Origin of the sequence: Sphingopyxis sp. Root154 (assembly GCF_001427105.1) — a bacterium.
Taxonomy (GTDB): domain Bacteria; phylum Pseudomonadota; class Alphaproteobacteria; order Sphingomonadales; family Sphingomonadaceae; genus Sphingopyxis.
This window is the reverse complement of the sequence record NZ_LMGI01000002.1, coordinates 1,323,411-1,347,347: the sequence shown is the minus strand read 5'-3', so window position 1 is coordinate 1,347,347 and position 23,937 is coordinate 1,323,411. Positions and strand designations below refer to the sequence as shown.

General features: G+C 66.0%; 21 protein-coding genes (1 of these 21 cut by a window edge). 15 read left to right on the top strand and 6 right to left on the bottom strand.

Translation table 11 applies throughout. The features are described 5' to 3' along the window. The first annotated feature begins 108 nt into the window (after positions 1-108). On the top strand, positions 109-477 hold the full coding sequence (locus ASD73_RS12180; protein ID WP_056373569.1) for a VOC family protein: 369 nt from the start codon (positions 109-111) through the stop codon (positions 475-477). Between the two features lie 132 nt (positions 478-609). On the opposite strand, the gene ASD73_RS12175 is transcribed toward ASD73_RS12180, so the two are convergent. Then, positions 610-1,464, bottom strand: coding sequence for a DMT family transporter (locus ASD73_RS12175; protein ID WP_056372660.1), 855 nt, complete (start codon positions 1,462-1,464; stop codon positions 610-612). Positions 1,465-1,862: 398 nt separating this feature from the next. On the opposite strand from ASD73_RS12175, the gene ASD73_RS12170 reads away from it, so the two are divergent. Next, entirely contained in the window at positions 1,863-3,458 is a 1,596-nt protein-coding gene (locus tag ASD73_RS12170; RefSeq protein WP_056372659.1) for a helicase HerA-like domain-containing protein, read from the top strand. Continuing rightward, positions 3,455-3,898, top strand: coding sequence for a hypothetical protein (locus ASD73_RS12165; protein WP_056372656.1), 444 nt, complete (start codon positions 3,455-3,457; stop codon positions 3,896-3,898). The genes ASD73_RS12170 and ASD73_RS12165 overlap by 4 nt, the downstream gene beginning before the upstream one ends. Before the next feature lie 21 nt (positions 3,899-3,919). On the opposite strand, the gene ASD73_RS12160 is transcribed toward ASD73_RS12165, so the two are convergent. After that, entirely contained in the window at positions 3,920-6,619 is a 2,700-nt protein-coding gene (locus ASD73_RS12160) for a M1 family metallopeptidase (protein WP_056372654.1), read from the bottom strand. 127 nt (positions 6,620-6,746) lie between these two features. Between ASD73_RS12160 and ASD73_RS12155 the strand changes: the two genes are divergently transcribed. Both ASD73_RS12155 and ASD73_RS12150 read left to right on the top strand, forming a co-directional pair. Beyond that, entirely contained in the window at positions 6,747-8,033 is a 1,287-nt protein-coding gene (locus tag ASD73_RS12155; RefSeq protein WP_056372652.1) for a cytochrome P450, read from the top strand. A gap of 77 nt (positions 8,034-8,110) precedes the next feature. Further along, a complete protein-coding gene (locus ASD73_RS12150; protein WP_056372650.1) occupies positions 8,111-8,347 on the top strand; it encodes a hypothetical protein in 237 nt (78 codons plus the stop codon). A gap of 58 nt (positions 8,348-8,405) precedes the next feature. On the opposite strand, the gene ASD73_RS12145 is transcribed toward ASD73_RS12150, so the two are convergent. Both ASD73_RS12145 and queF read right to left on the bottom strand, forming a co-directional pair. Next, positions 8,406-8,816: an acyl-CoA thioesterase gene (locus tag ASD73_RS12145; RefSeq protein ID WP_056372648.1), complete on the bottom strand. Its 411-nt coding sequence runs from the start codon at positions 8,814-8,816 to the stop codon at positions 8,406-8,408. Positions 8,817-8,861: 45 nt separating this feature from the next. Further along, the gene (gene queF, locus ASD73_RS12140; RefSeq protein ID WP_056372646.1) at positions 8,862-9,332 is read right to left on the bottom strand and encodes a preQ(1) synthase; all 471 of its coding nucleotides are present in this window, start codon (positions 9,330-9,332) and stop codon (positions 8,862-8,864) included. 122 nt (positions 9,333-9,454) lie between these two features. Between queF and ASD73_RS12135 the strand changes: the two genes are divergently transcribed. From ASD73_RS12135 to ASD73_RS12120, 4 genes are all read left to right on the top strand, one after another. Further along, entirely contained in the window at positions 9,455-10,789 is a 1,335-nt protein-coding gene (locus tag ASD73_RS12135; protein WP_056372643.1) for a hypothetical protein, read from the top strand. Between the two features lie 184 nt (positions 10,790-10,973). Next, positions 10,974-11,816 carry a 3-mercaptopyruvate sulfurtransferase gene (sseA, locus tag ASD73_RS12130; protein ID WP_056372641.1) on the top strand — a complete coding sequence of 281 codons (843 nt, stop codon included), beginning with the start codon at positions 10,974-10,976 and terminating at the stop codon, positions 11,814-11,816. A gap of 70 nt (positions 11,817-11,886) precedes the next feature. Beyond that, a complete protein-coding gene (gene metC, locus ASD73_RS12125; protein WP_056376058.1) occupies positions 11,887-13,092 on the top strand; it encodes a cystathionine beta-lyase in 1,206 nt (401 codons plus the stop codon). A 5-nt stretch (positions 13,093-13,097) separates the two neighbouring features. Next, complete coding sequence (locus ASD73_RS12120) at positions 13,098-14,030, top strand: mechanosensitive ion channel family protein (RefSeq protein ID WP_056372640.1); 933 nt, start codon at positions 13,098-13,100, stop codon at positions 14,028-14,030. On the opposite strand, the gene ppa is transcribed toward ASD73_RS12120, so the two are convergent. Both ppa and ASD73_RS12110 read right to left on the bottom strand, forming a co-directional pair. Then, positions 14,027-14,563, bottom strand: a complete 537-nt coding sequence (gene ppa / locus ASD73_RS12115; RefSeq protein WP_056372638.1) for an inorganic diphosphatase — start codon at positions 14,561-14,563, stop codon at positions 14,027-14,029. The genes ASD73_RS12120 and ppa overlap by 4 nt on opposite strands. A gap of 39 nt (positions 14,564-14,602) precedes the next feature. Continuing rightward, positions 14,603-16,537 (bottom strand): M61 family metallopeptidase, encoded by a 1,935-nt coding sequence (locus ASD73_RS12110; protein ID WP_056372636.1) that lies wholly within the window; start codon positions 16,535-16,537, stop codon positions 14,603-14,605. A gap of 93 nt (positions 16,538-16,630) precedes the next feature. Here ASD73_RS12110 and hisS point away from each other — a divergent pair, with 93 nt between their 5' ends. The 6 genes from hisS to ASD73_RS12080 form a co-directional block, all read left to right on the top strand. Further along, positions 16,631-17,878: a histidine--tRNA ligase gene (gene hisS / locus ASD73_RS12105; RefSeq protein ID WP_056372634.1), complete on the top strand. Its 1,248-nt coding sequence runs from the start codon at positions 16,631-16,633 to the stop codon at positions 17,876-17,878. After that, entirely contained in the window at positions 17,878-18,945 is a 1,068-nt protein-coding gene (prfA, locus tag ASD73_RS12100; protein WP_056372632.1) for a peptide chain release factor 1, read from the top strand. The genes hisS and prfA overlap by 1 nt, the downstream gene beginning before the upstream one ends. Further along, positions 18,938-19,762, top strand: a complete 825-nt coding sequence (prmC, locus tag ASD73_RS12095) for a peptide chain release factor N(5)-glutamine methyltransferase (protein ID WP_056372630.1) — start codon at positions 18,938-18,940, stop codon at positions 19,760-19,762. The genes prfA and prmC overlap by 8 nt, the downstream gene beginning before the upstream one ends. A gap of 274 nt (positions 19,763-20,036) precedes the next feature. Beyond that, entirely contained in the window at positions 20,037-20,930 is an 894-nt protein-coding gene (locus tag ASD73_RS12090; RefSeq protein ID WP_235534351.1) for a DUF4167 domain-containing protein, read from the top strand. Positions 20,931-21,009: 79 nt separating this feature from the next. Further along, on the top strand, positions 21,010-22,395 hold the full coding sequence (locus tag ASD73_RS12085; protein WP_056372626.1) for a DUF4139 domain-containing protein: 1,386 nt from the start codon (positions 21,010-21,012) through the stop codon (positions 22,393-22,395). Between the two features lie 10 nt (positions 22,396-22,405). After that, positions 22,406-23,937, top strand: the 5' portion of a protein-coding gene (locus tag ASD73_RS12080; RefSeq protein WP_156377368.1) for a DUF4139 domain-containing protein. It continues 46 nt past the right edge of the window; only the first 1,532 of its 1,578 coding nucleotides appear in the window; it begins with the start codon at positions 22,406-22,408; its stop codon lies off the right edge, out of view.

The window sequence follows — 23,937 nt, the reverse complement described above, 5'->3', positions numbered from 1 at the left end:
TAGCTATCAATCGGGGCGCCGCACCTTCGGGTTCGGCGCCCTTTTTGTTTGCGCGCCGCGGTTCTCGTTCATATTATGTTCTCATAAGAACGAGTCGGGAGAAAGATGATGATTGGCTATGTGACGCTGGGCACGAAGGATCTGGCAAAGGCGGCGGTCTTCTATGACGCGATTGCCGCCGAACTCGACACGCCGCGCATGATGGAATTCGACGGCTTCATCGCATGGGGCAAGCCGGGGGGCGGCGCGGGCATCGGGCTGACCAAGCCGTTCGACGGCAATGTCGCGACGGTCGGCAACGGCGTGATGGTCGCACTGCAGGCGAAGGACAAGGACCAGGTCCACCGCCTCCACGAAATCGCGCTCGCGCATGGCGGGACGTGCGAAGGCCCGCCGGGACCGCGCGGCGACACCTTTTATGCCGGCTATTTTCGCGATCCCGACGGCAACAAGCTCAACGCCTTCATTATGGGATGAGCGGATGGGCGCTGGTGTTGGCAAGGGGGCGAAAGCGGACGAGCAATTGGCGCCATCGCCGCGTGGCCAATGACGGCCCCACGACCCTTGCCGATGGCGTTCCGCTCGATGAAAAGCGGAACGCCGTCGAGTTCAGCCATGCTTCTCGCGGAATACGATAAGCAAGCCCCCGACCACCAAAGCCAATCCAGCTGCGGCGTGAAGCGACATGGGGTTGCCGAGTATCAGCCAGTCCAGCGCTGCGGTCACGCCGGGTACGAGGTAGAAAAGGCTGGTTACGTTCACGAGATTGCCCCGCGCAATCAGTCGGTAGAGCAAGAAGGTTGCCCCCACGGAAATAACCAGCCCAAGCCACAGAACGGGCAGTATGAAGCCCGGATGCCACGAGGCGTGCAGCGGGCCGAAGGGAGCGATGGCGCCTGCGAACGCCAGTCCCGCGACATATTGGAGCGGCAGGACCATCGCGGGTGCCTGCTCTTCCTGCTTCTGCAGAATCGATCCGGCCGTGATCCCAAGCAGCGACAGTCCGGCGAAGATGAGGCCCATCGCATCAAAACGGGCTGCCATGAGCCCGTCCCATACAACGAGCACCAGCCCCGCTAGAGCACATCCCAACCCCAGAAGCCTCATCGCGGTGGCACGATGCTCGGTCAGGAGAAGGGTCAAGATAGGCTGCACGCCAAGGAGCGTTGCCAGCGCGCCGGGTGTCAATCCGTTGCTGAGGGCAAGAAGGTAACAGGCTGAATAGAGCCCTGCGATGGAGAGGCCCACACAGATGACGCGCTTTCGCGTTCCGCGCGCGGGCAGGAATCGCCCGCGCCAAACCGCGAACGCGATAAGGACTGCCAGAGCGACTGCGTAGCGAGCAATCAGGAGGGCGAACGGCGACCCGTATTGAAGGCCGATTTTGGATATGATGGCGCCGCTGCTCCAGAGCAAGACGAACGCAGTCGTCGGCGCAAGCGCCGACACATGACGATTGAACATGGGAAATCACCTGAGAAAATTTGTGACGCCCGCACGGCAAGTGCGGGTTCTGCGGCTAAATTTAGCCAGCTACCAGTGTGGGCGGCGGAGGCGGTGCCCCGGCAAGCCTGGCTTTGATCGTCACATCAGGTGGCGGAACGGCAAATGACGCGGACGCCAGCGAACCTGTGAGGTCGTAGATCGGGATGGCGCGCGTAAACATGGACTCAAGCTAACGAATCTTGGGCGGTACTTCAAGCGCAGCGGCTTGCCTCACCGGCATGGAAACTGACCCCCGGATGGTAATCGCGGGAGCTGCAATCGGTCGAAACGGGTCGGCCGATGCGCCGGTTTGCCGATTGCCTAGGTTGAACCGCCGCTCTAACCTTGGCGCAGGTTTGAAAAGTGGAGGACAGCGGGTGAGCGACGGTAGCACGGCAAGCGAAATCTATATCGGTCTCGGTGGCGGCGGCGCGGCCGATGGTCCGCGCCAGTCGCTTGTGCTGAAACGCGCGAACCGCCACGGGCTGATTGCCGGCGCGACCGGCACCGGCAAGACGGTGACGCTGCAGGGGCTGGCCGAAGGCTTTTCGGCGGTCGGCGTCCCGGTGTTCGTCGCCGACGTAAAGGGCGATCTGGCCGGCATGGCGATGGCGGGCAGCCCGACGTCGAAGATGCACGAGATTTTCGCCGCGCGCGCCGCCGAGATCGGTGACGGCGAATGGGTCTATCGCGACAATCCGGTCATCTTCTGGGACCTGTTCGGCGAGCAGGGGCACCCCGTGCGCACGACGATTTCCGAAATGGGCCCGCTGCTGCTCGCGCGGCTGATGGGGCTCAACGAGGTGCAGGAGGGCGTGCTCGCGATTGCGTTCCGCGTCGCCGACGAACAGAATCTGCTCCTGCTCGACCTTGGCGACCTGCAGGCGATGCTGTCGTGGTGCGCCGAAAGCGCCGACGAGCTCACGACGAAATATGGCAATGTGTCCAAAGCCACCGTCGGTACGATCCAGCGCCAATTGCTGACGCTTGAAAGCCAGGGCGGCGCCAATTTCTTCGGCGAGCCGGCGCTCGACATCATGGACATGATCCGCACCGACGAAAATGGCCGCGGTTATGTGAACATCCTCGCTGCCGACAAGCTGATGGCGAGCCCGAAACTCTACGCGACCTTCCTCCTCTGGATGCTCAGCGAGATGTTCGAGACGCTTCCCGAGGTCGGTGATCCCGACAAGCCGAAGCTCGTCTTCTTCTTCGACGAAGCGCATCTGCTGTTCGACGACGCGCCGCCCGCGCTGACAGAAAAGATCGAGCAGGTCGTCCGCCTGATCCGTTCGAAGGGCGTGGGCGTCTATTTCGTCACGCAGAACCCGATCGACGTGCCCGAAACGATCGCTGGCCAGCTCGGCAACCGCGTCCAGCACGCGCTCCGCGCCTTCACCCCGCGCGATCAGAAGGCGGTGAAGGCGGCCGCCGACACCTTCCGCCCGAACCCCAAGGTCGATGTCGCGCGCGAGATCACCGAACTGAAAGTCGGCGAGGCGCTGGTGTCGCTGCTGATGGCCGACGGCGCGCCCTCGCCGGTCGAGCGCACCTTGATCAAGCCGCCCTGCTCGCGCGCGGGTCCGCTCGACGCCAAGGAGCGCGCAATCATCAAGTCGATTTCGCCCGTCGAGGGCAAATATGACACCGCCGTCGACCGCGAGAGCGCCGAGGAGCTGCTCGCCGCCAAGGCCGAGCAGGCGCAGGCGGCCGCAATCGAGGCGAAGGCGCAGGCCGAAGCCGACAAGCAGGCCGCGATCGCCGCGAAGGAAGAGGCGAAGGTCAAGGCAGCCGAGGAACGCGAGCGGCTGCGGCTCGAAAAGGCCGCGGCGCGCGAAGCGGCGAAGCCATCGATGACCGAAAAAATGGTCCAGTCGGCGGCACGCTCGGCGGCGACGAGCCTCGGTCGGCAGGTTGCGGGCAAGTTCGGCGGCCAGCTGATGCGCGGGATATTGGGCAGCCTGTTCAAGTGAGCGAAGCCGATGCCGCGCTGATGGAGGCGAGCCTGACGGCCGTCGCTGACGCCGGCATCGACATTCGTCATACGCTGTTCGACCGCTTCTTCGCCGCGTTCCCCGATCGCCGCGCGAGCTTTATGGTGGTCGACGCCTCGTCGCGGCGGATGACCGACGAGACGCTGCAGATGATGTTCGGCCTCGCGAAGGGCGAGGGCTGGGTGTGGCCGCTCGTCGCCGAGCTCGTTTTCACCCACCGCGCTTACGGCCCGCTGCCGATCGCCGAATATGATGCCTTCATCGACATGACGGTTGTTGAACTCGGCGCCGCGGCGGGGACCGCGGGGGCGGCGGCCGCGTGGCAGCGCCATGCCGATGCGCTCAAGGCAATGATCCGCCGCGCGCGCGCCGAATGGGAAAGCGCGATGCCGGTTGGAATGCCGCAGCCGGCCGACTGACCGGTCAGCCGCGGCCTTTCCTTACTTCGCTTTCAGCCAGCCGGCGATTTCGCTCTTGATACGCGGGCGGCTGACGCTGCGCTCCTTCAGGCTGGCCAGCGTCTTGTCATAGGGCTTGCGGACGTCGGCGGGCAGCGGCGCGGCGATCCGTTCGAGCTTTGCGATCATCGCGGGATCGTTCGACGAAGCCGCCAATCCCGCGAGGAATCGCGCGCGCGCCGAGGCGTCGATCAACCGGTCGACCGCGGCCTGATTCGCCTGCGCGAAATCGACCGCCAGTTCGGGGTGGTTCTTCGCGGCCGAGCCGATGATCGAGGCGCTGACGGTCTTGCCGGGTTCGTCGGTGAGCGCGAGGTCGAGTGCGCGCTTCGCCAGCATTGCGTCCTTCGCATTGCCGAGGAACGTGTAGAAAGCGCTGCGCTCGACCGCCGATTTCGATCCCTTCGCCATCGTCCGCAGCTTGGTCCATTCAGCTTCGCTTGCGTTCGACGCGACGATGTCGAGCCAGCGCGATTTGAGCGGGCCGTCGAGCGCCGCAGGATTGCTGTCGAGCAGCGCGAAGCGGCGGCGGGCCTCCGCCAGCACCTTGGCGTCGCCCAATGTCCCGAGCGCGCTGAGCAGGTCGGAGCGCAAGATGCTGTCGAGTGCGGGTTCGCCGGCGCGAGCGTCGAAGCCGAGGCGCCCCATCGCGGGTGCGAGCGCCGCGGTGCCGCGTGCCGCGATCTGTTTCTGCACCGCCGGCTGGTCGTCGAAATAGCCGTATAGCGCCGCGTAACGTCCCGCGACGTCGCCGAGCAGCTTCTGGTTCGCTTCGTGCGGCGCGGCCGCGAGCAGGTCGAGCGCGGCGCCCATCGGCTGGTAGCCGGCATAGGCGAGCGCGAAATTGTCGCCAAGCAGCCCGAGCTGGTCGATCGGGGCGAGTTTCGCGAAATCGCTGCGGAGCGCGGCCAGCGCCGCAGGCGAATAGAGGGTGCGGTAATAGCCCGCCTGCCCCGCATTGATCAGCGCCGCACCGCAGCCCGTCAGGGTCAGCGTACCCGTCCCGCCCGCGATCACCTGCCGCGCGACCGCACCATTACCGGCGCGCGCGAGCACGGGCACCTGCCAGCGGCGGCCTTCGGCGTCGATGCCTTGCTTGCGATCGCGCGAAAATTCGCTCTGCGTCAGCTGGACGGTTGTGTTGCCGCCCGCGCAGGTCACACCGCCGACGCGGAGCAGCGGGATGCCCGGCTGGTTCGTGAAATCATGCGCGATCGCGGTCAGCCCCTTGGCGCCCGCCGCCTCGACGGCGTTCCACAGATCGTCGGTGCGCGTGTTCGCATATTTATGCTTTTCCATGTAGCTGCGCAGCCCGCCGCGCCACACATCCTCGCCGGCATAGGCCTCGAGCATCGTGATGACGGCCTCGCCCTTCTGGTAGGTGATCGCGTCGAACGCCTGGTTGGTGTCCTCGACGGTGCGAATCGTCTGGACGATCGGGTGCGTCGTCGCAAAGGCGTCGAGCGCCATAGCGCGCTCGCGGCCGTCGACGCGTTCGAGCAACGGCTGCCAGTCGGGGTGGAAATGGTCGCTCGCCTTGGTTTCCATCCAGCTCGCGAAGCCTTCGTTGAGCCAGAGGTCGTCCCACCACGCCATGGTGACGAGATCGCCGAACCATTGGTGCGCGACCTCGTGCGCCTGCGTCGAGTAGATCTGCTGGCGCGTCGCTTCGCTGGTGATCTTCGGATCATCGAGCAGGATGCGCTCGAAAGTGAAGATCGCGCCCCAATTTTCCATCGCGCCGAAGAATTGCGACTGGCCGGGTCCCGCGACATTGTCGAGCTTGGGCAGCGGATAGGGCTGGCCGAAATAGTCGCTGTAATAGCCGAGCAAGGGGCCGAGGCTGTCGAGCGCGAAGCGCGCCTGCTCGCCCGACCCCTTGGGCGACACGATGCCGACCTCGGCGCCGCTGTCGCTCTTCGCCGCGAGTCGCTCGAAATTGCCGGTCGCGAAGAAGAGGAGGTAGGACGACATTTTGGGCGAGATCTGGAAGGTGATCTTCTTCTTGCCGCCCTCGACGGGGGTTTCGCTCGCCACGGGCATGTTGCTCACCGCAAGATCGTCCGCCGGAACGGTCGCCGCGAGGGTGAAGGTTGCCTTGTAGCTCGGCTCGTCGAAGCTCGGGACGAAGCGCCGCGCGTCGGGCGCCTCGAACTGGGTGAACAATCCGCGCACCTCATTGCCGGTGACCTTGTCGGGATAATCGAGCGCGAAAAGACCGTTCGCCTGCGTGTTGATCGTGCCGGTGTAGCGGGTGGCGAGGCGGTACTTGCCGGGCGCGAGCGGCGCGGGGGCGGTGAAGCTCGCCGTCTGCGCGGCGGCGTCGATCGCGACGGTCAGCGGAATCGCCTTGCCATCGGCGCCGGTCAGGCTCGCGCTCGCGAAGCTGAGGTCGAGTGCGTTCAGCGTCAGCGTGGCCGAGGGCTCGTAAAGCTCGAGGTCGATGCCAGCGTCGCCGGTAAAGCGCAGCGCCTTGGCATCGGGCGTGACGCTGATGTCATAATGCATCGGGCGCGCGATCCGCGGCAGCTGGCTCGGCACGCTGGTGTCGAGCGGTGCGCCGGTCAGCGCGGGCGCCGCAGCGACACGCGCAGGGGATTCGACCCCCGGCCGTGCGGCGCAGGCGGCGAGGCTGAGCGACGAGGCGGCGGCAACAAGCAAATGACGAGTCGAGAGTTTCATGATTGCGATCCCCGGTAATGATTTTGCGGTTCGGGCTAGGCGCATGCGCCAGCCCTCGCAACGCCCCCTTTCGGCAGGCCGTCGTCGAGGCTCGACAGACGGCACGCGATCAGGCAGCTTTGGTTGCATGACAAAACCTATATTGCCTGGAGAGGTAGCCGCCGCCGTCGTTGACCCCGTCGCATACGGCAAATGGGATCCGCTGCACGAACAGCTCGGCTGGGCGCGGGCGAATGCTCCGCTCGCTGTGGCCGAGAATCACGATCACGATCCTTTTTGGCTGGTGACGCGCCACGCCGACATCATGGCGATCAGCCGCGATCCGCAGCGGTTCGCGAACGGCATCCGCCCGACCGTGCTGACTAACCGCGCCGGCGAGGCGCTGGCGCGCGCGGCGACGCCGAACAATGACGGGCACCTGATCCGCTCGCTGGTCCAGATGGATGCCCCCGATCACATGAAATACCGGCTGCTGACGCAGAGCTGGTTCATGCCCAAGAATTTGAAGATCGTCGAGGATCGCATCCGCCAACTGGCATGCGAAACGGTCGACCACATGCTCGAAGCGGGCGGAGAATGCGATTTCGCGCGCGATGTCGCGGCGCATTATCCGCTGCGCGTCATCATGGACATCTTGGGCGTCCCGCGCGAGGACGAGCCGCGGATGCTGATGCTGACGCAGCAATTATTCGGCCCGACCGACCCCGAGCTGAACCGGAGCCGCGAGGCGATCACCAGCGCTGAACAGGCGATCGCGATGCTCAATTACGTCATCGCCGATTTCGAAAATTATTTCGGCGCGCTCACCGCCGAACGCCGCGCCAACCCGCGCGAGGACATTGCGACGGTGATCGCAAACGCGACGGTCAATGGCGAGCAGATCCCCGATCGCGAACTCGCCGGCTATTATATGATCGTCGCGACCGCGGGGCACGACACGACGAGCGCGTCGACCGCGGGCGCGATGATGGAACTGGCGAAGAACCCGGCGCTGTTCGAACGCTTCCGCGCCGCCGACAGCGACAAAGCGGGGCTGATCGAGGAGGCGATCCGCTGGACGACGCCGGTCCAGCATTTCATGCGCAGCGCCAAGGAGGACGTCGAGATCGGCGGCCAGACGATTCGCGAAGGCGACTGGCTGATGCTCAATTATGTTTCCGGCAACCGCGACGAGGCGGTGTTCGGCGATCCTTTCGCTTTCGACCCCGACCGTGAAAAGAACCAGCAGATCGCCTTCGGGTCTGGCGCACATGTCTGCCTTGGGCAGCATCTCGCGCGCATGGAGATGCGCATATTGATGGAGGAGCTTTTGCCGCGGCTGAAAAGCCTCGAACTGGCCGGTGAACCCGCGCGAGTCGAATCGGTGTTCGTCGGCGGACTGAAGCGCCTCCCCATCAGGTTCGCGGCCGCCTAGCTCCGACCCGGCGCGGCGCCATGGAACCAACGCCCCGTCGGCGGCGTTTCAAGCCCGCTGAAAAAAAGGAGTTTGCGATGAATCTCTTAAAGAAGGCCGCGATTTCGTTCGCGGCGACGTCGATGGTCTTTGCGCCGGTGGCCGCGTCGGCTGCGCCCGCGCTGGACGCTGCCCGCGCGGGGTCTGTTACCGAGGGTCAGAACGAACTCGAAGGCGCGAGCTGGATTGCGATCGTGCTCGGGCTTGCGATCATTGCCGGCGGTATCTGGCTGGTGGTCGATGGCAACGATGACGACGAGCCGGTAAGCCCGTAAATTCGCGGCAGGATATGGCCCTCTCCTCACAAGGAGGGGGCCTTTTCACGCCCAAAGCCTAGACTTTCTCGCTCGGGAAAAAGCGCGCAATGACGTCGCTCGCAAGCCGCGCGGGACGCAGCGTCTGGGCATCGATGCAGCACCAGCTCGACTTCACCTCGGCGAGCACGTCTTCGCCGCGTTTGATGACCGTTTCGTAGAAGGCGCGTGCGCCTTGCACCTTTTCAAGGATCACGGTCGCGATGACCTGATCGTCGAGGAAGGCGGGGCGACGATAGGTGATCTCGTGTTTCAGCGCGACCCACAGATGCGCAGCGACCGCGTCGGGCGGCGCGATCTGGCGCCAGTGCGACAGCACCGCGTCCTGCACCCAGCTCAGATAATGGGCGTTGTTCACATGACCCATGAAATCGATCTGGTCGGCACCAACGGCGATCGCATGGTCGTGCGGAAGGGAAGCGGTGGTCATATCGCTGACACTAATGTCAATATTTTGTGACGGAAAGATGAATTATCATCCGCGTCCGCGATAGGGTGCCACGCCCTGATCGGGAAGCCACAGGTCGGCGGGCGGCGCGCTCGATTGCCAGAAGACGTCGATTGGGATGCCGCCGCGCGGATACCAGTAACCGCCGATGCGCAGCCACCGGGGCTGCATCTCATCGAACAGGCGGCGGCCGATGCCGACGGTGCAATCCTCGTGAAAGCCGGCATGATTGCGGAAGGACCCAAGGAACAGCTTCAGGCTCTTCGATTCGACGATCGTTTCGCCGGGCGCATAATCGATGACGAGATGCGCGAAATCGGGCTGGCCGGTCACCGGGCAGAGCGAGGTGAACTCGGGCGCCGCGAAGCGGACGAGATAGAGCTCGCCGGCGCGCGGATTGGGCACATAGTCGAGAACCGCGGCCTCGGGCGAGGCAGGAAGTTCGCTGGATTGGCCGAGATGTTTCGGCTGGAGCGGGGTAGGGGTGGAATCGGTCATGGAAAGGCTCTAGTGCGCAGCGGCGCCGATGTCACCGATATGGTTGAACGGAAGCGGCCGCAAGGTTCAGCGCCAATTCAGCGGCGTGTGCGAGATATGGGTAGTGTGGGATCGCGGACAAGATGACGGTGCGTAACTTCGGGCGAGAACAGGTGGCGACGCTGGCGCTGGCTGCGGCGATGCTGAGCGCGGCGATGCCCGCGCGCGCGCAGGACACCGGAACCTCCTCACGCCCGATCGACTTCCGCCTGCCGCCGCCCGCCGATGACGGCCGTACGCCGGGTGTGCAGGGTCCCTCGGACAATGGCCTGCCACCAGTGGCGCCGGGTGAGCGCCGCGGCCAGCCGACACCCACCCCCGCGCCGACGCCGACACAGCCGGTGGCGCCGCGGCGCGTCGCACCCACCCAGCCGGCGACCGCCACCCCGACACCCGCGCCGGCACCAACACGGCGGGGCGCCCCCGCGGTAGCGGCTCCGCGTACGGCCGCACCGGAAACCGCAAACCCGGCGCCGCCCGCCACGACCGACAATTCAGCATTGCCGCCGCTTGAGACCGCTGCGCCGCCCACGGCCGCCGACGCCGTACCCGTCACCAATGACGAAACGCCTGTCGCGGCGGCTCCCGCGAACGAGCCGTCGGGCACGCCGGTCTGGGCCTGGGTGCTTGCCGCGCTGGCGGCTGCGGGCGCTGGTTTCTGGTACTGGCGCCGCCGTGCCGCGCCGGCCGGCGCGGCCATCGACGAAGCGCCCGAGGCGTCGCGTCCGGCGCCGACACCGCCGGCTCAGCGCGCCGCGTCGCCAGCTTCGCCAAAGCCCTCCGCGCCGAAGCCAACGCAGCCGGTGGCGCCGCGCCCGGCCGCGCCCCCGCCTGCGCGCGCGCCGCTTGCGCCGCCCGAGCGGCCTGCGCCTTCGCCGCTTGTCACGCGTCCCGCGGCTGAAAAGCGCGCGATCATCGGCATGGCGCTCGAGATTCGCAGCATCCGCTTCGCCGCCGACCATGTGGCGGTCGGCTTTGCGCTTCACCTCATGAATCAGGGGGCGACCGCGGCGACCGGCCTGATGGTCCGCATCGCGCTCAACCAGGGATCGGCGATGACCGAACCGGTGCTGGCGCGCTTCTTCGACGGCGCGGGCGGCAGCGTGCTGCGCGACGATATGATGCTTGCGCCCGGCGCAGGCGAGGAATTGTCGACCGAGGTCATGCTGCCGCGCGCCGCGATCGAGCCGCTGATGATCGGCGGCAAGCCGATGCTGGTCCCCGTTATCGCGTTCGACGTGACCTATCATTGGGATGGCGAGGGCGATGCCTTCGGCCAGAATGCCGGCAGTTTTGTCCTCGGCCGCGAACAGGGTGCGAGCGGGAGCGAAAAGCTCGCACCGCTGCCGCTCGACCGCGCATCCTATACCGTCGATCGGCCCGCAGCGCGCTCGACCGCCGTCAAGCGCGCTCAATAGTTTGGCTCAAAACGGCACTGGTTTTTTGTTGCGGTGCAGCATCGGCTGGGGCAGGATCGACTGCGCTTGAAAAAGCGAGGGTGGGGGCATAGGCTTGTTGTCCCCAGGAAAACAGAGCCACAGCAGGATGGCCGGGCGAGGGACAGGCAAACATGTTCCCGACCGGTCGCAACAGGAGCATGACATGGACGCCTTGGTCTCAACCGACTGGCTGGAACGCGAACTGGGGGCATCGGACCTGCGGGTCGTCGATGCGACGAAATTCCTTGCCGACGAGGGACGCGATGCGCGCGCCGAATATGAAGCGGGCCACATCCCCGGCGCGGTATTCATGGACCTGGCCGAACTGACCGATCCGTCGAGCGATATCGACAATATGGCGCCGCAGGCCGAGAAATTCGCCAGCCGCATGCAGTCGCTCGGCCTCGGCGATGGCAGCCGCATCGTGCTTTACGACGACAGCCCACTGAAGAGCGCGGCGCGCGGCTGGTGGCTGTTGAAGCTGTTCGGCGCGCATGACGTCGCGCTGCTCGACGGCGGCCTCGCCAAGTGGAAGGCCGAAGGCCGCGGGCTCGAAATGGGCAAGCAGACGCTGCGGCATCGTCACTTCACCGTGTGGCGCGATGCCAAGGCGGTGCGCACGAAGGAGCAGATGCTCGCAAACGTTGGCAGCGCCGCCGAACAGGTGGTCGATGCGCGCCCGGCGGCGCGCTTCACCGGCGAAGAACGCGATCCGCGCCCGGGTCTTGCTCCCGGCCATATCCCGAACTCGCGCAGCCTGCCGCACGGCCAGCTGTTCAACGCCGACGGCACATGGAAGCGCGGCGACGATCTGAAGGCCGCGTTCGACGCCGCCGGGGTCGATCTCGACAAACCGCTCATCACCACCTGCGGCAGCGGCATGACCGCGACCGTCGTCGCATTCGGCGCGCACCTCCTCGGCAAGGATGACGTCGCGGTCTATGACGGCAGCTGGGTCGAATGGGGCGCCGATCCCGCGACACCCAAGGCGACCGGCGCCGCCTGACCCAAATCCGGCCCGAATATCCTCTTGGCGAAGGGTAGATTTTGGCCGGTGCTCCGCTAACAAGGCGGGGATGAGCAACAGCGACGATGACAGCCTCCGCCCTGCGACGAAACTCGTGCAGGGCGGACGGCGTCCCGAATGGACCGGCGACCCGCGGCTGGGCGGCGGCGTCGTCAACCCGCCGGTATGGCGGGCCTCGACGATCCTCTACGACAATATCGCCGACCTGAAGGCGCGCGGCCATGCGACGCACGACAAACTCTATTACGGCCGGCGCGGGACGCCGACAGTGTGGGCGCTCGCTGATGCGTTGACGCAGATGGAGCTGGGGGCCGAGGGCACCTTGCTCTATCCGTCGGGGGTCGCGGCCAATTCGGCCGGGTTGCTCGCGCTGCTGTCGCCGGGCGATCACCTGCTGATGGTCGACAGCGCTTACGAACCGACGCGCGCCTTCTGCAACGGCATGCTCGCGCGCCTTGGGGTCGAGACGACCTACTATGACCCGCTCGTCGGCGCGGGGATCGCCAACCTGATTCGGCCCGAGACGAAGCTGATCTTCCTCGAATCGCCGGGCAGCCTGACGTTCGAGGTGCAGGATATTCCCGCGATCACCCGCGTCGCGGGGGCTCGCGGCGTGCTGACGATGCTCGACAACACCTGGGCGACGCCCTTGCTGTTCCCGGCGTTGTCGCACGGCGTCGACGTGACGATGATGAGCCTCACCAAATATGTCGGCGGGCACAGCGATGCGATGATGGGCTCGCTGACCGCGACCAAGGCGGTGTGGCCGCGGCTGCGGCAGGCGGCGTATCAGCTCGGGCAGGCGGTTTCGCCCGACGATTGCGCGCTGATGCTGCGCGGGCTGCGCACGCTCGACGTGCGGATGCAGCGCCACGGCGCGAATGGGCTGGCGGTCGCGAACTGGCTCGCCGCGCGCGCGGAAGTCGGCCGCTTGCTGCATCCGGCCCTGCCCGGCGATCCCGGCCATGCGATCTGGGCGCGCGATTTCGCCGGCACGAGCGGGCTGTTCGGTTTCACGCTGAAGGGCGTCGACGAAGCCGCGCGGACGCGTTTCATCGATTCGCTCATCCATTTCGGCATCGGCTTCAGCTGGGGCGGCTATGAAAGCCTGGTCGTGCCGAGCGATCCGCCGTCGCTCCGCACCGCGACCATATGGACCGATCCCGATCCGCTCATCCGCTTGTCGATCGGGCTCGAGGATCCGGTCGACCTGATCGCCGATCTCGAACGCGGCTTTGCCGCGATAGCGGGATAAGCGCGATGGACGGGCTGCCCGGGGGCGTTCTCCGCACGATCGAGGCGCTGAAGGCGATCGGCATCGACGTCGGCTCGTACCGACTGTCGCTCTATGGGCTGTTCTCGACGATCGTCGTCGCCGTGCTGCTTTATCTCGCGGTCCGCATCATCCTGCGGTCGATCAAATGGCTGCTCCGCCGCAACACCCAGATCGATGCGACGCAGCGGCTGCTCGCCGAAAAGCTGATCGCGATCGCGCTGTTCGTCTTTGCGCTGCTTTTCGGCATCGACCTGCTCGGCATCGACCTGACCGCGCTTGCAGTCTTCTCGGGCGCGGCGGGCCTCGCGATCGGTTTCGGGCTGCAAAAGACCGTCGGCAATCTGATCGCCGGGATCATCCTGCTGATGGACCGTTCGATCAAGCCGGGCGACATCATCGTCGTCGGCGACGGAAGTTCGATGGGCGGATCGGCGCTACCCGGCGGGGTGCCCAATGTCGGCCGCGTTGCGAAGATCGGCGTGCGCGCGGTCAATGTCGTCACCCGCGACGGCAAGAAACATCTTATCCCGAACGAACTGCTGATGACGCAGCCGGTCGAGAACTGGAGCTATGCGAGCCCCGAGGTGCGCGTGCGGATGCGCATACCTGTTGGCTATGCCTGCGATTTGCGGCTTGCACAGCGGCTGATCATCGAGACCGCAATGACGAACCCGCGCATCCTGAACGAGCCCGAACCGGCGGTGTGGATCACCGCATTTGGCGAACGCGCGGTCGAGCATGAGCTGCGTTACTGGATTTCGGACCCCGAGGCGGGACTCGGCAATATCCAGGGCGAGGTGTTTCTCGGCATATGGGATCGCTTCAAGGAAGCCGGGATCGCCATCCCCTATCCGCGGCAGGACGTGCGGATTATCGGGGCGCCGGACGATGGCCCGGCGCCCAAAGACAAGACTTAGAAGCCGACCTTCTTCGCGCGCTCGATGCATTCGACGATGATGCGCTTCGCCTCATTCACATCGCCCCAGCCGTTGAGCTTCGCCCATTTGCCGGGTTCGAGATCCTTATAGTGGGTGAAGAAATGCTCGATTTGCTGCAGCACGATCGGCGGCATGTCGGTGTAGCTCGCGACATCGGCATAATAGGGGAAAGTCTTGTTGACCGGCACGCATAGCAATTTCTCGTCGCCGCCGGCATCGTCTTCCATCATGAGCACGCCGATCGGGCGACACTTGACCACCGCGCCCGCGACGATCGGCGAACGCGCGACGACGAGGGCATCGAGCGGATCGCCATCCTCGCCCAGTGTGTGCGGGACGAAGCCGTAATTGGCGGGATAGCGCATCGGGGTGTGCAGGAAGCGGTCGACGAACAGCGCGCCGCTCGCCTTGTCGAATTCATATTTCACCGGCTCGCCGCCGATCGGAACTTCGATCAGGACGTTGAGGCTGTCGGGCGGGCTGTCGCCGGCGGGAATCAGGTCGATGCGCATGGGAGAAGTCAGTCCTTTATCTGTTCTCCGCCGAATCTTTTACAGGCGGCGGCGCGGCGCCAATAGCGGATCGAACCAGTCGGGGCCACTCCCGGTTTTTTCGAGATGCGGCCAGCGCAGCCCGGCATGATAGTCGATCTCGATGTTGCGATAGCGCCCGCCGCGTTCGACGAGCAGGCGCACCGGGGTCTTGGCGTCGGTTGCGGCGCGAATCGCCGCTTCGATCCGCTCGCGGCTGTAGCTCAGCCCATCGACCGCGACGATCTTCGTGCCGCCCACGATGTCGGCCTTGAACGCGGGACCGTCCCACAGGATACCGGTCGCAACGCCGTCCTTGTCGATCGTCATCCCCAGCGAATGGGTGAGGTCGGTATTCTTCGCCTGCGCCATGCGGTCGCGGTCATAGACATTGGGCGCGTCGCGCCAGACGAGGCGGTATCCCGCGCGCTCGATCCCGCCGGTGGGCGCCGGCCGCCCGCTCGCCTGCATGCGTTCACGCAGGAAGCTCGCCCAGTCATGGGGGTGAACCGCGTTCAGCGCCGCGACGACATCGTCGAAATCATAGGTGTCCTGCCCCCAGTCGCCCTCGCGCCCGCCGAAAAAGGCGCGGGCGAAATCGTCGAGGCTCTTGGCGTTGTTCGTCGCCTGCCGAATCAACATGTCGGCGTCGAGCCACATCAGCGACCCTTCGTTGTAATAATCCTCGCTGCGCGACCAGCTCGCGAACGGCTTGGGTTTGCGCGCCGCGATGATCGGGTCGAGCGTCGTATCTTCGACCGAACGCCACTGGCGCCCCGGCTGGACGCTGTAACTGCCGGCATTGGTCGCCCATTCGGCGAGGATCATCTCCTTCGACTGCATTCCCGAGCGGCCGGCGAGGACGAGGTCCCAGAAGCTGGTTTGTCCTTCGTAAACCCACAGCAGATTGTCCTGCATCGGGGTGCGATAGTCGGGGGTCCACATCTTGTCTGGGCGGCGGTATTTGCCGTTCCAGCTGTGCGTCAGCTCGTGCGGAAGCAGTCCGCGCTCGCTGTCATTGTCGTTCCATTTGGTGAAATAGTCGACATTGCGGCTGTTTTCGCTCGACCGATGATGTTCGAGCCCGATGCCGCCGAGTTCGTCGGTGAGCGCGAGCAGGAATTCATAGCGGTCGAAATGGCGGACGCCGAACAGCGCGACGGCTTCGGACACCAGCGCGGCGTGGCGCGCGATATGGTCGGGGCTTGCCTCGAGATATTTGGGTTCGTCGGCGACGACGTTGAGAGTCACCTTGTTGCCGAGGTCCCATTTGCGGAAAAACTTGCCGGCGAACATCGGGCTGTCGACGAGCACCTCATAATTGGTCGGCGCGTAGCTGTAGCGGTTGCCCGACACTTTGAGCCCGTCGAGCGCCGAGGCGCCGGTCCAGCCGTCAGGCAGCGTGACTTCGAGCTGCACCGGGATCGCGCGGGTGAAATAGCCCGCGGGGTAGAGGCTGACCTGCTCCCACTGCAGGTTCATCATCGCCGGGGTTACGACGACGCGACCCTCGCTCGTCCGTGTCGGCGAGAGGAAGTCGAAGGTGATGTCGATGCTCTTCGTGCCCGCGGGAACATCGATGTCGAAGGCGTAGACGTCGGTCGGCTGGCGCGTCCAGATCAACGATTTGCCGCCGGCGCTCGCCCTGAAACCCGCCATTTCGGCGATCGCGCCGCGCGGCGCGTGCTTGCCCGGAAGCCATTCGGGATAGAGCAGGGTGAGCTTCCCCGCCTTCGCCACGGGGATCGTCTGGCGCACATGGAAGATGCCGCGGGCGAAGTCGGTCGCGTCGACCTTGAGCTGCATCGTGCCCGGATAGGGCCGGTCGGCGGGCAGCGGAATGGTCAGCGGCTGGACCACCGGCTGGGGGCGGCTGTTGCCGTCCTGGGCGGTGGCGGGCGAAAAGGCGATGGGTGCGGCGATGACCGCCGCTGCGACGAACAGTGCTTTTTTCATGCCGCACCTCTGCCGCCAAATGGAGCGCAGGTCCAGCGGCGGCTCTGCAAGCGCACTTTGCCTTTCGACGAAAAACCATTAGATGCGCCGCGCATGAGCAAGGACAAAAGCGCGAAAATTCCAACGCCGCAGGCGGTACGCGGCACCCAGGACATGCTTGGCGATTTCGCCGACCGTTTCGCGCACGTCGTCGAGACGTTCGAACGCGTGCGCCGCCTCTATGGCTACAAGCGCATCGAAGTGCCGGTGATCGAGCCGACCGCGGTGTTCGCGCGCTCCTTGGGCGAGACGACCGACGTCGTGTCGAAGGAAATGTATTCGTTCGAGGATCGCGGCGGCGAATCGATCACGCTGCGTCCCGAATTCACCGCGGGCATTGCACGCGCCTATGTCACCAACGGCTGGCAGCATTTCGCGCCGCTGAAGGTCGCGACGCATGGCCCGCTGTTCCGTTACGAGCGCCCGCAAAAGGGACGTTATCGTCAATTCCACCAGCTCGACGCCGAAGTGCTCGGCAGCGACAGCCCGCTGGCCGACGCCGAACTGCTCGTGTTCGCCGACCAGCTCCTGAAAGAGCTTGGCATAAGCGAGGGCGTGACGCTGACACTCAACACGCTCGGCGATGCCGCGAGTCGCGATGCATGGCGCGCGGCGCTGGTCGAGCATTTCGAAGCGCACCGCGGTGATCTGTCCGAAGACAGCCTCGCGCGGCTCGACAAGAATCCGCTGCGCATCCTCGACAGCAAGGACCCGAAGGACCGCCCGATCGCCGACAGCGCGCCCGACATCGACGCGTTCCTTACCGGCGAGGCGCAGGATTTCTTCGGCGCGGTCACCTCCGGCCTCGACGCCGCGGGCGTCGCTTGGGAACGCAACGCGCGGCTCGTGCGCGGGCTCGACTATTATCGCCACACCGCGTTCGAATTCGTCACCGAACGGCTCGGCGCGCAGGGCACGGTGCTCGGCGGCGGGCGCTACGACGGGTTGATCGAGAATCTTGGCGGTCCCGCGACCCCGGCGGTGGGCTGGGCGGCGGGGATCGAGCGGCTGGCGATGCTGCTCGCCGACGATGTCATCGACACGCGTCTCGATGCCGTGATCGCTGTTGAGGACGACAGCCAGCTCGCGGTCGCGATGAAGGCGCTCGCGGCGCTGCGCAACGGCGGTTTCGCGACCGAAATCGTCGCGAGCGGCTCGCCGCGCAAGCGCTTCGACAAGGCGGCGAAAATTCCCGCGTATGCCCTGATCTCGGTCGGCACGCGCGATGGCGCTCTCCATATCAATGTCCGTGGTGATGGCGACCGGGCAAAGCAGGTCGAGGCGGTCGTCCGCGCACTCTGATGGCTAATGTTTCCGAAAAGCAGATCGACGCCATCATCGAGCGTCACGCGGCGTTGCAAGCGCGCATGGCGACGGGCGATATGGCACCGGTCGATTTCGTTGCGGCGTCGAAGGAGTTTGCCGAGCTCGAACCCGTTGCGACCGCGGCGCGCGAGGTCGTGCGGCTGCGCGGCGAACTCATGTCGCTGAACGAAATGCTCGCCGATCCCGAGATGAAAGCGATGGCGGCGGAGGAGATCGCCGCGGTCGAGGAAGCCTTGCCCGCCGCCGAGCATGATCTTGCGATCAAATTGCTCCCTAAGGATGTCGCCGATGAGCGCGCGGCGATGCTCGAAATCCGCGCCGGGACCGGCGGCGACGAGGCGGCGCTGTTCGCGGGCGATTTGCTGCGCATGTACAGCCGCTACGCCGATGGGCAGGGCTGGAAGGTCGAAGTCATTTCGGCGAACGAAGCCGAAATGGGCGGGTACAAGGAAGTCGTCGCGTCGGTGACGGGGCAGGGCGTCTTCGCCAAATTGAAGTTCGAAAGCGGCGTCCACCGCGTCCAGCGCGTTCCCGCGACCGAAAGCCAGGGGCGCATCCACACCAGCGCCGCGACGGTCGCGGTGCTGCCCGAGGCCGAGGAGGTCGACGTCGCGATCAACGACAGCGACCTCAAGATCGACATCTATCGCGCGTCGGGCGCGGGCGGGCAGCACGTCAACACGACCGACTCGGCGATTCGCATCACGCATATCCCGAGCGGCCTCGTCGTGATCCAGCAGGACCAGCGCAGTCAGCACAAGAATCGTGCGAAGGCGATGCAGGTGCTGCGCGCGCGGCTCTATGACCTCGAGCGCGAGAAGATCCACAGCGCCGAGGCGTCGGCGCGCAAGTCGATGGTCGGGTCGGGCGACCGCTCCGAACGCATCCGCACCTATAATTTCCCGCAAGGGCGCGTCACCGACCACCGCATCAACCTGACGCTCCACCGTCTGCCCGAAATCATCGAGGGCGCGATGGACGAGCTGATCGACGCGTTGATCGCCGAGGATCAGGCGCAGCGGCTGGCGGGATTGGGTGACTGACGTCGCGTCCGCGCTGCGCGACGCGGCGCAGCGGCTCGCGGCGGTGTCCGACACGCCGCGCCTCGATGCCGAACTCTTGATGGCGCACGCGCTGGGCGTCGAGTGGCAGGCGCTGCTGCTCGATCCGGCGCGCTTTACCGTGCCCGAGGGTTTCACAGCACTGGTTGAACGGCGGCTGCTGCACGAACCCGTCGCCTATATCGTCGGTTATCGCGATTTCTGGACGATCCGGCTGAAGGTCGGCGCCGGCGCGCTGATTCCGCGGCCGGATAGCGAGACGTTGATCGAAGCGTCGGTTCGGCATTTCGGCGCTGGCGCGCCGAGCCATGTGCTCGATCTGGGCACCGGCCCCGGAACCCTGCTCCTCGCGGCACTGGCCGAATGGCCGCGCGCGACGGGGCTGGGGATCGATGCGAGCGAGGCGGCGCTGGTCTATGCGCGCGCCAACGCCGATGCGCTGGGGTTGACGGATCGCAGCGAATTTCGATTGGGCGATTGGAGCGCGGGTATCGAGGGGCGGTTCGACCTCATCCTCTGCAACCCGCCGTACATCGCCGACGATGAACAATTGATGCCCGATGTCGCCGGGCACGAGCCCGCGGGCGCGCTTTTTGCCGGCGCCGACGGGCTCGACGACTATCGCCGCATCATCCCCGATTTGCCGCGCCTTTTGGCGCCCGGCGGCCTGGCGGCCCTTGAAATCGGGCAAACGCAACACATCTTAGTTGGTGAGCTCGCCGAAACTGCGGGATTCAAGGTCGCCGGCAGACAGGATCTGGGCGGCCGCGACAGGGCGCTTTTGCTGACCCGCGCCTGACGGCCCCACAAGAATTTGCTTGGTTTCCGCTACAAAGCGCGGTAGGGGCGGCTCACAGACCTGATCGGGGTCCCTTTGGCGATGCGGACAGCATCGATACTGGTCCGACTGGTCTGCTTCCCACTTACGATGCTGGCGCGGGACCGTGGGGTCCGGTGCAAGCGGTAAAGGGCAAGGCCGCGCAAGGAGCGCGGGCACGACGCGCAGGTGGCGCGGTCGGCCAAAAGGGGTTGGCGTAGCTTATTAGCTTATCGACAGGATGTCTCAGTTGAACATGAACAACCGACAGAACGGTCGCCGTCGCGGCCGTAACAACAACAGCAACAACAATAATCGGCCGCAGTCGGGTGGACGCGGCGGTGTCGATCAGGCCAACCGCATCGACAGCCGCGCGCGCGGCAACGGCGCCCAGATGATCGAGAAGTACCGCAACCTCGCGCGCGACGCGCAGCTTGCCGGCGACCGGGTCCAGACCGAATATTATCTGCAGTTCGCCGACCATTATTTCCGCGTCGTGAGCGACTTCCGCGCCCGGCAGGAAGAAAAGAACGCGGCGAACGGACAGGAACGCAGCCACGACCGCAGCCGCGAGATTCGCGGCGTCGAAGATTTCGACGGCCACGACGATACCGACAGCGATTTCGAAGCCGACACCGGCCGCGACGACGGCGACAATGGCGACGACCGCGGCGAGCGGAACGATCGCGGTAACGATCGGGGCGACCGCAACGATCGGGGCGACCGGGCCCCGCGCGACAATCGCGGCAACCGTGACGACGACAATCGCGGCAACCGCGAACCGCGCGGCAATCGCGACGATGATAATCGCGGCAACCGCCAGTCGGCGCGCGCGCGTCCTGTTCGCAACCGTGACGAGGATGAAGCGCAAGGCGACCGGAACGATCGCAGCGAAGCCCCCGTGCGCGAAGAGGCCGCCGAGCAGGAACCCGCTCCGCGTCCCGCGCGCCGCCCGGCCCGCCGTCCGCGCCAGGAAGACAGCGCCGATAAGGGCGACGCCGGGATCGACACCGCGGTCCTGCCGCCCGCGATCGGCCGTCCCGAACGCAGCGCCGAAAGCGATGCCGAGGGTGAAGCGCCGGCTGCCAAGCCGCGCCGCACGCGCCGCACGCTGGCGACGCGCAACACCGACGTCGAAGCGGCCGAATAAGTCAGCGATTTCACGCTGGTTTTTCCGATTCGCATGACATAGCCTCCCCGCGGGACATATCCTGCGGGGAGGTTTTTTTATGCGCGTGTTGGCCTTGGCCTGTTTGCCGCTGCTCGTCGGCGGGACGTCGGCACCCCTTTTTGCGCAGGACGCCGCGACCGGCAACGCGCAGGGCGATGTCGCGGTCACGATATATAATAATGGCCAGTCGCTGGTGCAGGACGACCGCCAACTGAGCGTCGCCGCCGGGCGCAACCGCATCGAGTTTCCCGACGTGTCGGCGCGCATCCGCCCCGAAACCGTAACTCTCTCGGGCCCCGGCATCGGAATCGTCGAACAGAATTTCGATTTCGACCTGCTCACCCCCGACAAGCTGATGGACAAGGCGGTCGGCCAGTCGATCACCCTGGTCCGCACCAACCCCGCGACCGGCGCCGAGCGCACCGAGCGCGCGAAGGTGCTCGCGGCGAACGGCGGCATCGTGCTGCAGATCGGCGAACGGATCGAGGTGCTGCGCGATGACGGCCTGCCCGTCCGCGCGGTGTTCGACCGGCTGCCGCCGAATCTGCGCGCGCGCCCGACATTGTCGGTGACGGTAGATGCGGCCAATGCCGGCACCGTCCCGACGCGACTGTCCTATCTCACCCCGAACCTCGGCTGGACCGCCGACTATGTTGCGCTGTTCGACGCCGCGAAGGGCGCGATGGATATTCAGGGCTGGGTGACGCTGACCAACAGCACCGGCACGACCTTCACCAATGCGCGCACCCTGCTCGTCGCGGGTAGCCCGGGCGGGGGCGGGGGCTTTCGCCAGATGAGCGGCGCGATGGATTCGGCGGGGACCGAATCGAACGACCGCGAACGGCTCGGCGACTATTATCTCTACCCGCTCGCGCAGCGGACGACGATCGCCAACGCGCAGCAGAAGCAGGTGAGTTTCCTCGACGTGAAGGGCGCGCCCGCGCGATCGACCTATGAATATGTCAATCGCTGGCTCGGCAGCAACAACGAGCCCGTCAGCACCGCGAGCGTGCTGCGCTTCTCGACGTCGCGGCAGGGCGGGCTCGGCGATCAGCTGCCCGCAGGGACGATTCGCGTCTATATGCGCGACGCGCGCGGCGACCCGCAGTTTATCGGCGAAAATGCCATCGGCCACACGCCGATGGGATCGGCGATGTCGCTGCGCACCGGCGATGCCTTCGACGTGAAGGTCCAGCCGACCGTCGTGTCGCGCACGCGCAAGGGCGATTCGCGCTGGGTGACCAAGATGAAATACACCGTCAGCAACGCGCGCCCGGCGCCGGTCACGGTGCTGCTCGCGCAGGACGGCCTTTATGGCGACGTCCGGATCAGCGACGAAAGCCTGAAGGGCGAGCGCATTTCGGCCGACCGCGTCGAATGGCAGGTGCCGGTGCCCGCGAACGGCAAGGTCGACCTGACCGTCACATTCGATTCGCGTTACTGAGATCCACGCGATGCGGGCCTGGCCGCTGCTGTTGTGGGTCGCGGCGCTGCTGGCGCCGGCGCCCGCGCTTGCTCAGGCTTCGGCGCCGGTCGTCGTGTCGGCCAAAATCGACGATGCCGCGGTCACCGTCTATCGCGCGCCGTCGCGCGGCGGCGGGCCGATCGACCCGAACTGGCCGCAGGGCTTCGCCTTCATCACCGAAACGCGCACCGTCACGCTGCCTGCCGGGACGTCGGTGCTGCGATTCGAAGGCGTGGCCGAAGGGTTGCTGCCCGAAACCGCGGTGCTCAGCGGCCTGCCCGGCGGGGTGATCGAAAAGAATCGCGACGCGCGGTTGCTGTCGCCCGCGGGATTGGTCGATGCCTATCTGAAGCGCAGCGTCACCTTGCGGCGTACCAGCCTTGCCACCGGAAAGGTCGTCGAACAGGACGCGGTGATTCAGTCGGGTCCCAACGGCGGGGTGATCGTCCAGACCGCGGCCGGGGTCGAGGCGCTCGCCTGTTCGGGCCTTCCCGAGCGGATGCTCTATCGCCAGGTGCCCAAGGATCTTTCGGCCAAGCCGACGCTGTCGGTGCTCGTCGAGAGCAAGGGCGCGCGCACGGTGAAGGTGCAGCTCCTCTATCTCGCCGAAGGGTTCGACTGGGCCGCCAATTATGTCGCCGATCGCGGCACCGATGGAAAGACGCTGGGGCTGACCGGCTGGATCACCGTCGCGAACGGCGGGGTGACGAGTTTCCCGGGCGCGCAGCTCAACGTGATCGCGGGCCGCCTCAACAAGATGTACAGCCCGCCGCTGCCGCGCAGCACCCCGGGGCCGCTCGTCCTCAAATGCTGGCCGATGGACATCACGAGCACGCATCCCCTGTGGGAGCTGCCGCCGATCATCGAGTTCGAGCAGAGCTATGATGAAGATGCGGCGTCGGAGGTGATCGTGACGGCGCAGCGCCGCGATCGGCGCGGGCCGCCTCCACCGCCGATGATGGTGGCCGCCCCGGCGCCGCCTCCACCACCCCCGCCGCCGGCCGAGGATCTGGGCGACCTCAAATTCTATCGCATCCCCTTTCGTGTCGATGTGTCGGCAAAGGGGCAGAAGCAGGTGGCGCTGCTGGCGAAGGACAGGGTCGCGGTCGAACAGCTTTATGCGGGGACGCTCTATCAGAATTACGGCGGGAACCCGGTGCCGCTGATGATGCGGCTGCGCGTGCAGAACCGCGAATCGGACGGGCTGGGCCTCGCGCTGCCCGCCGGCGCGGTCACGGTGTTTGAAACGATCGGCGGACGCCGGCTGCTCGTCGGCGAGGCGAAGATTGGGGACAAGGCCAAGGATGAGCGGGTCGATTACGACATCGGCGCCAGCCCCGCGGTGCAGATTCAGACGCTTGTCCAGGCGGACCCTGACAAGAAGGACGCGCGGCTGTGGCAGGTCACGCTGACCAACGCACGGCCCTTCGATGCCGAGGTCGAGATACTGATTCCCCTCCGGATCGATCCCGAGCCCGATGGCTGGGAACGCCGCGGCGATAGCTGGGTATGGCGCGTGCG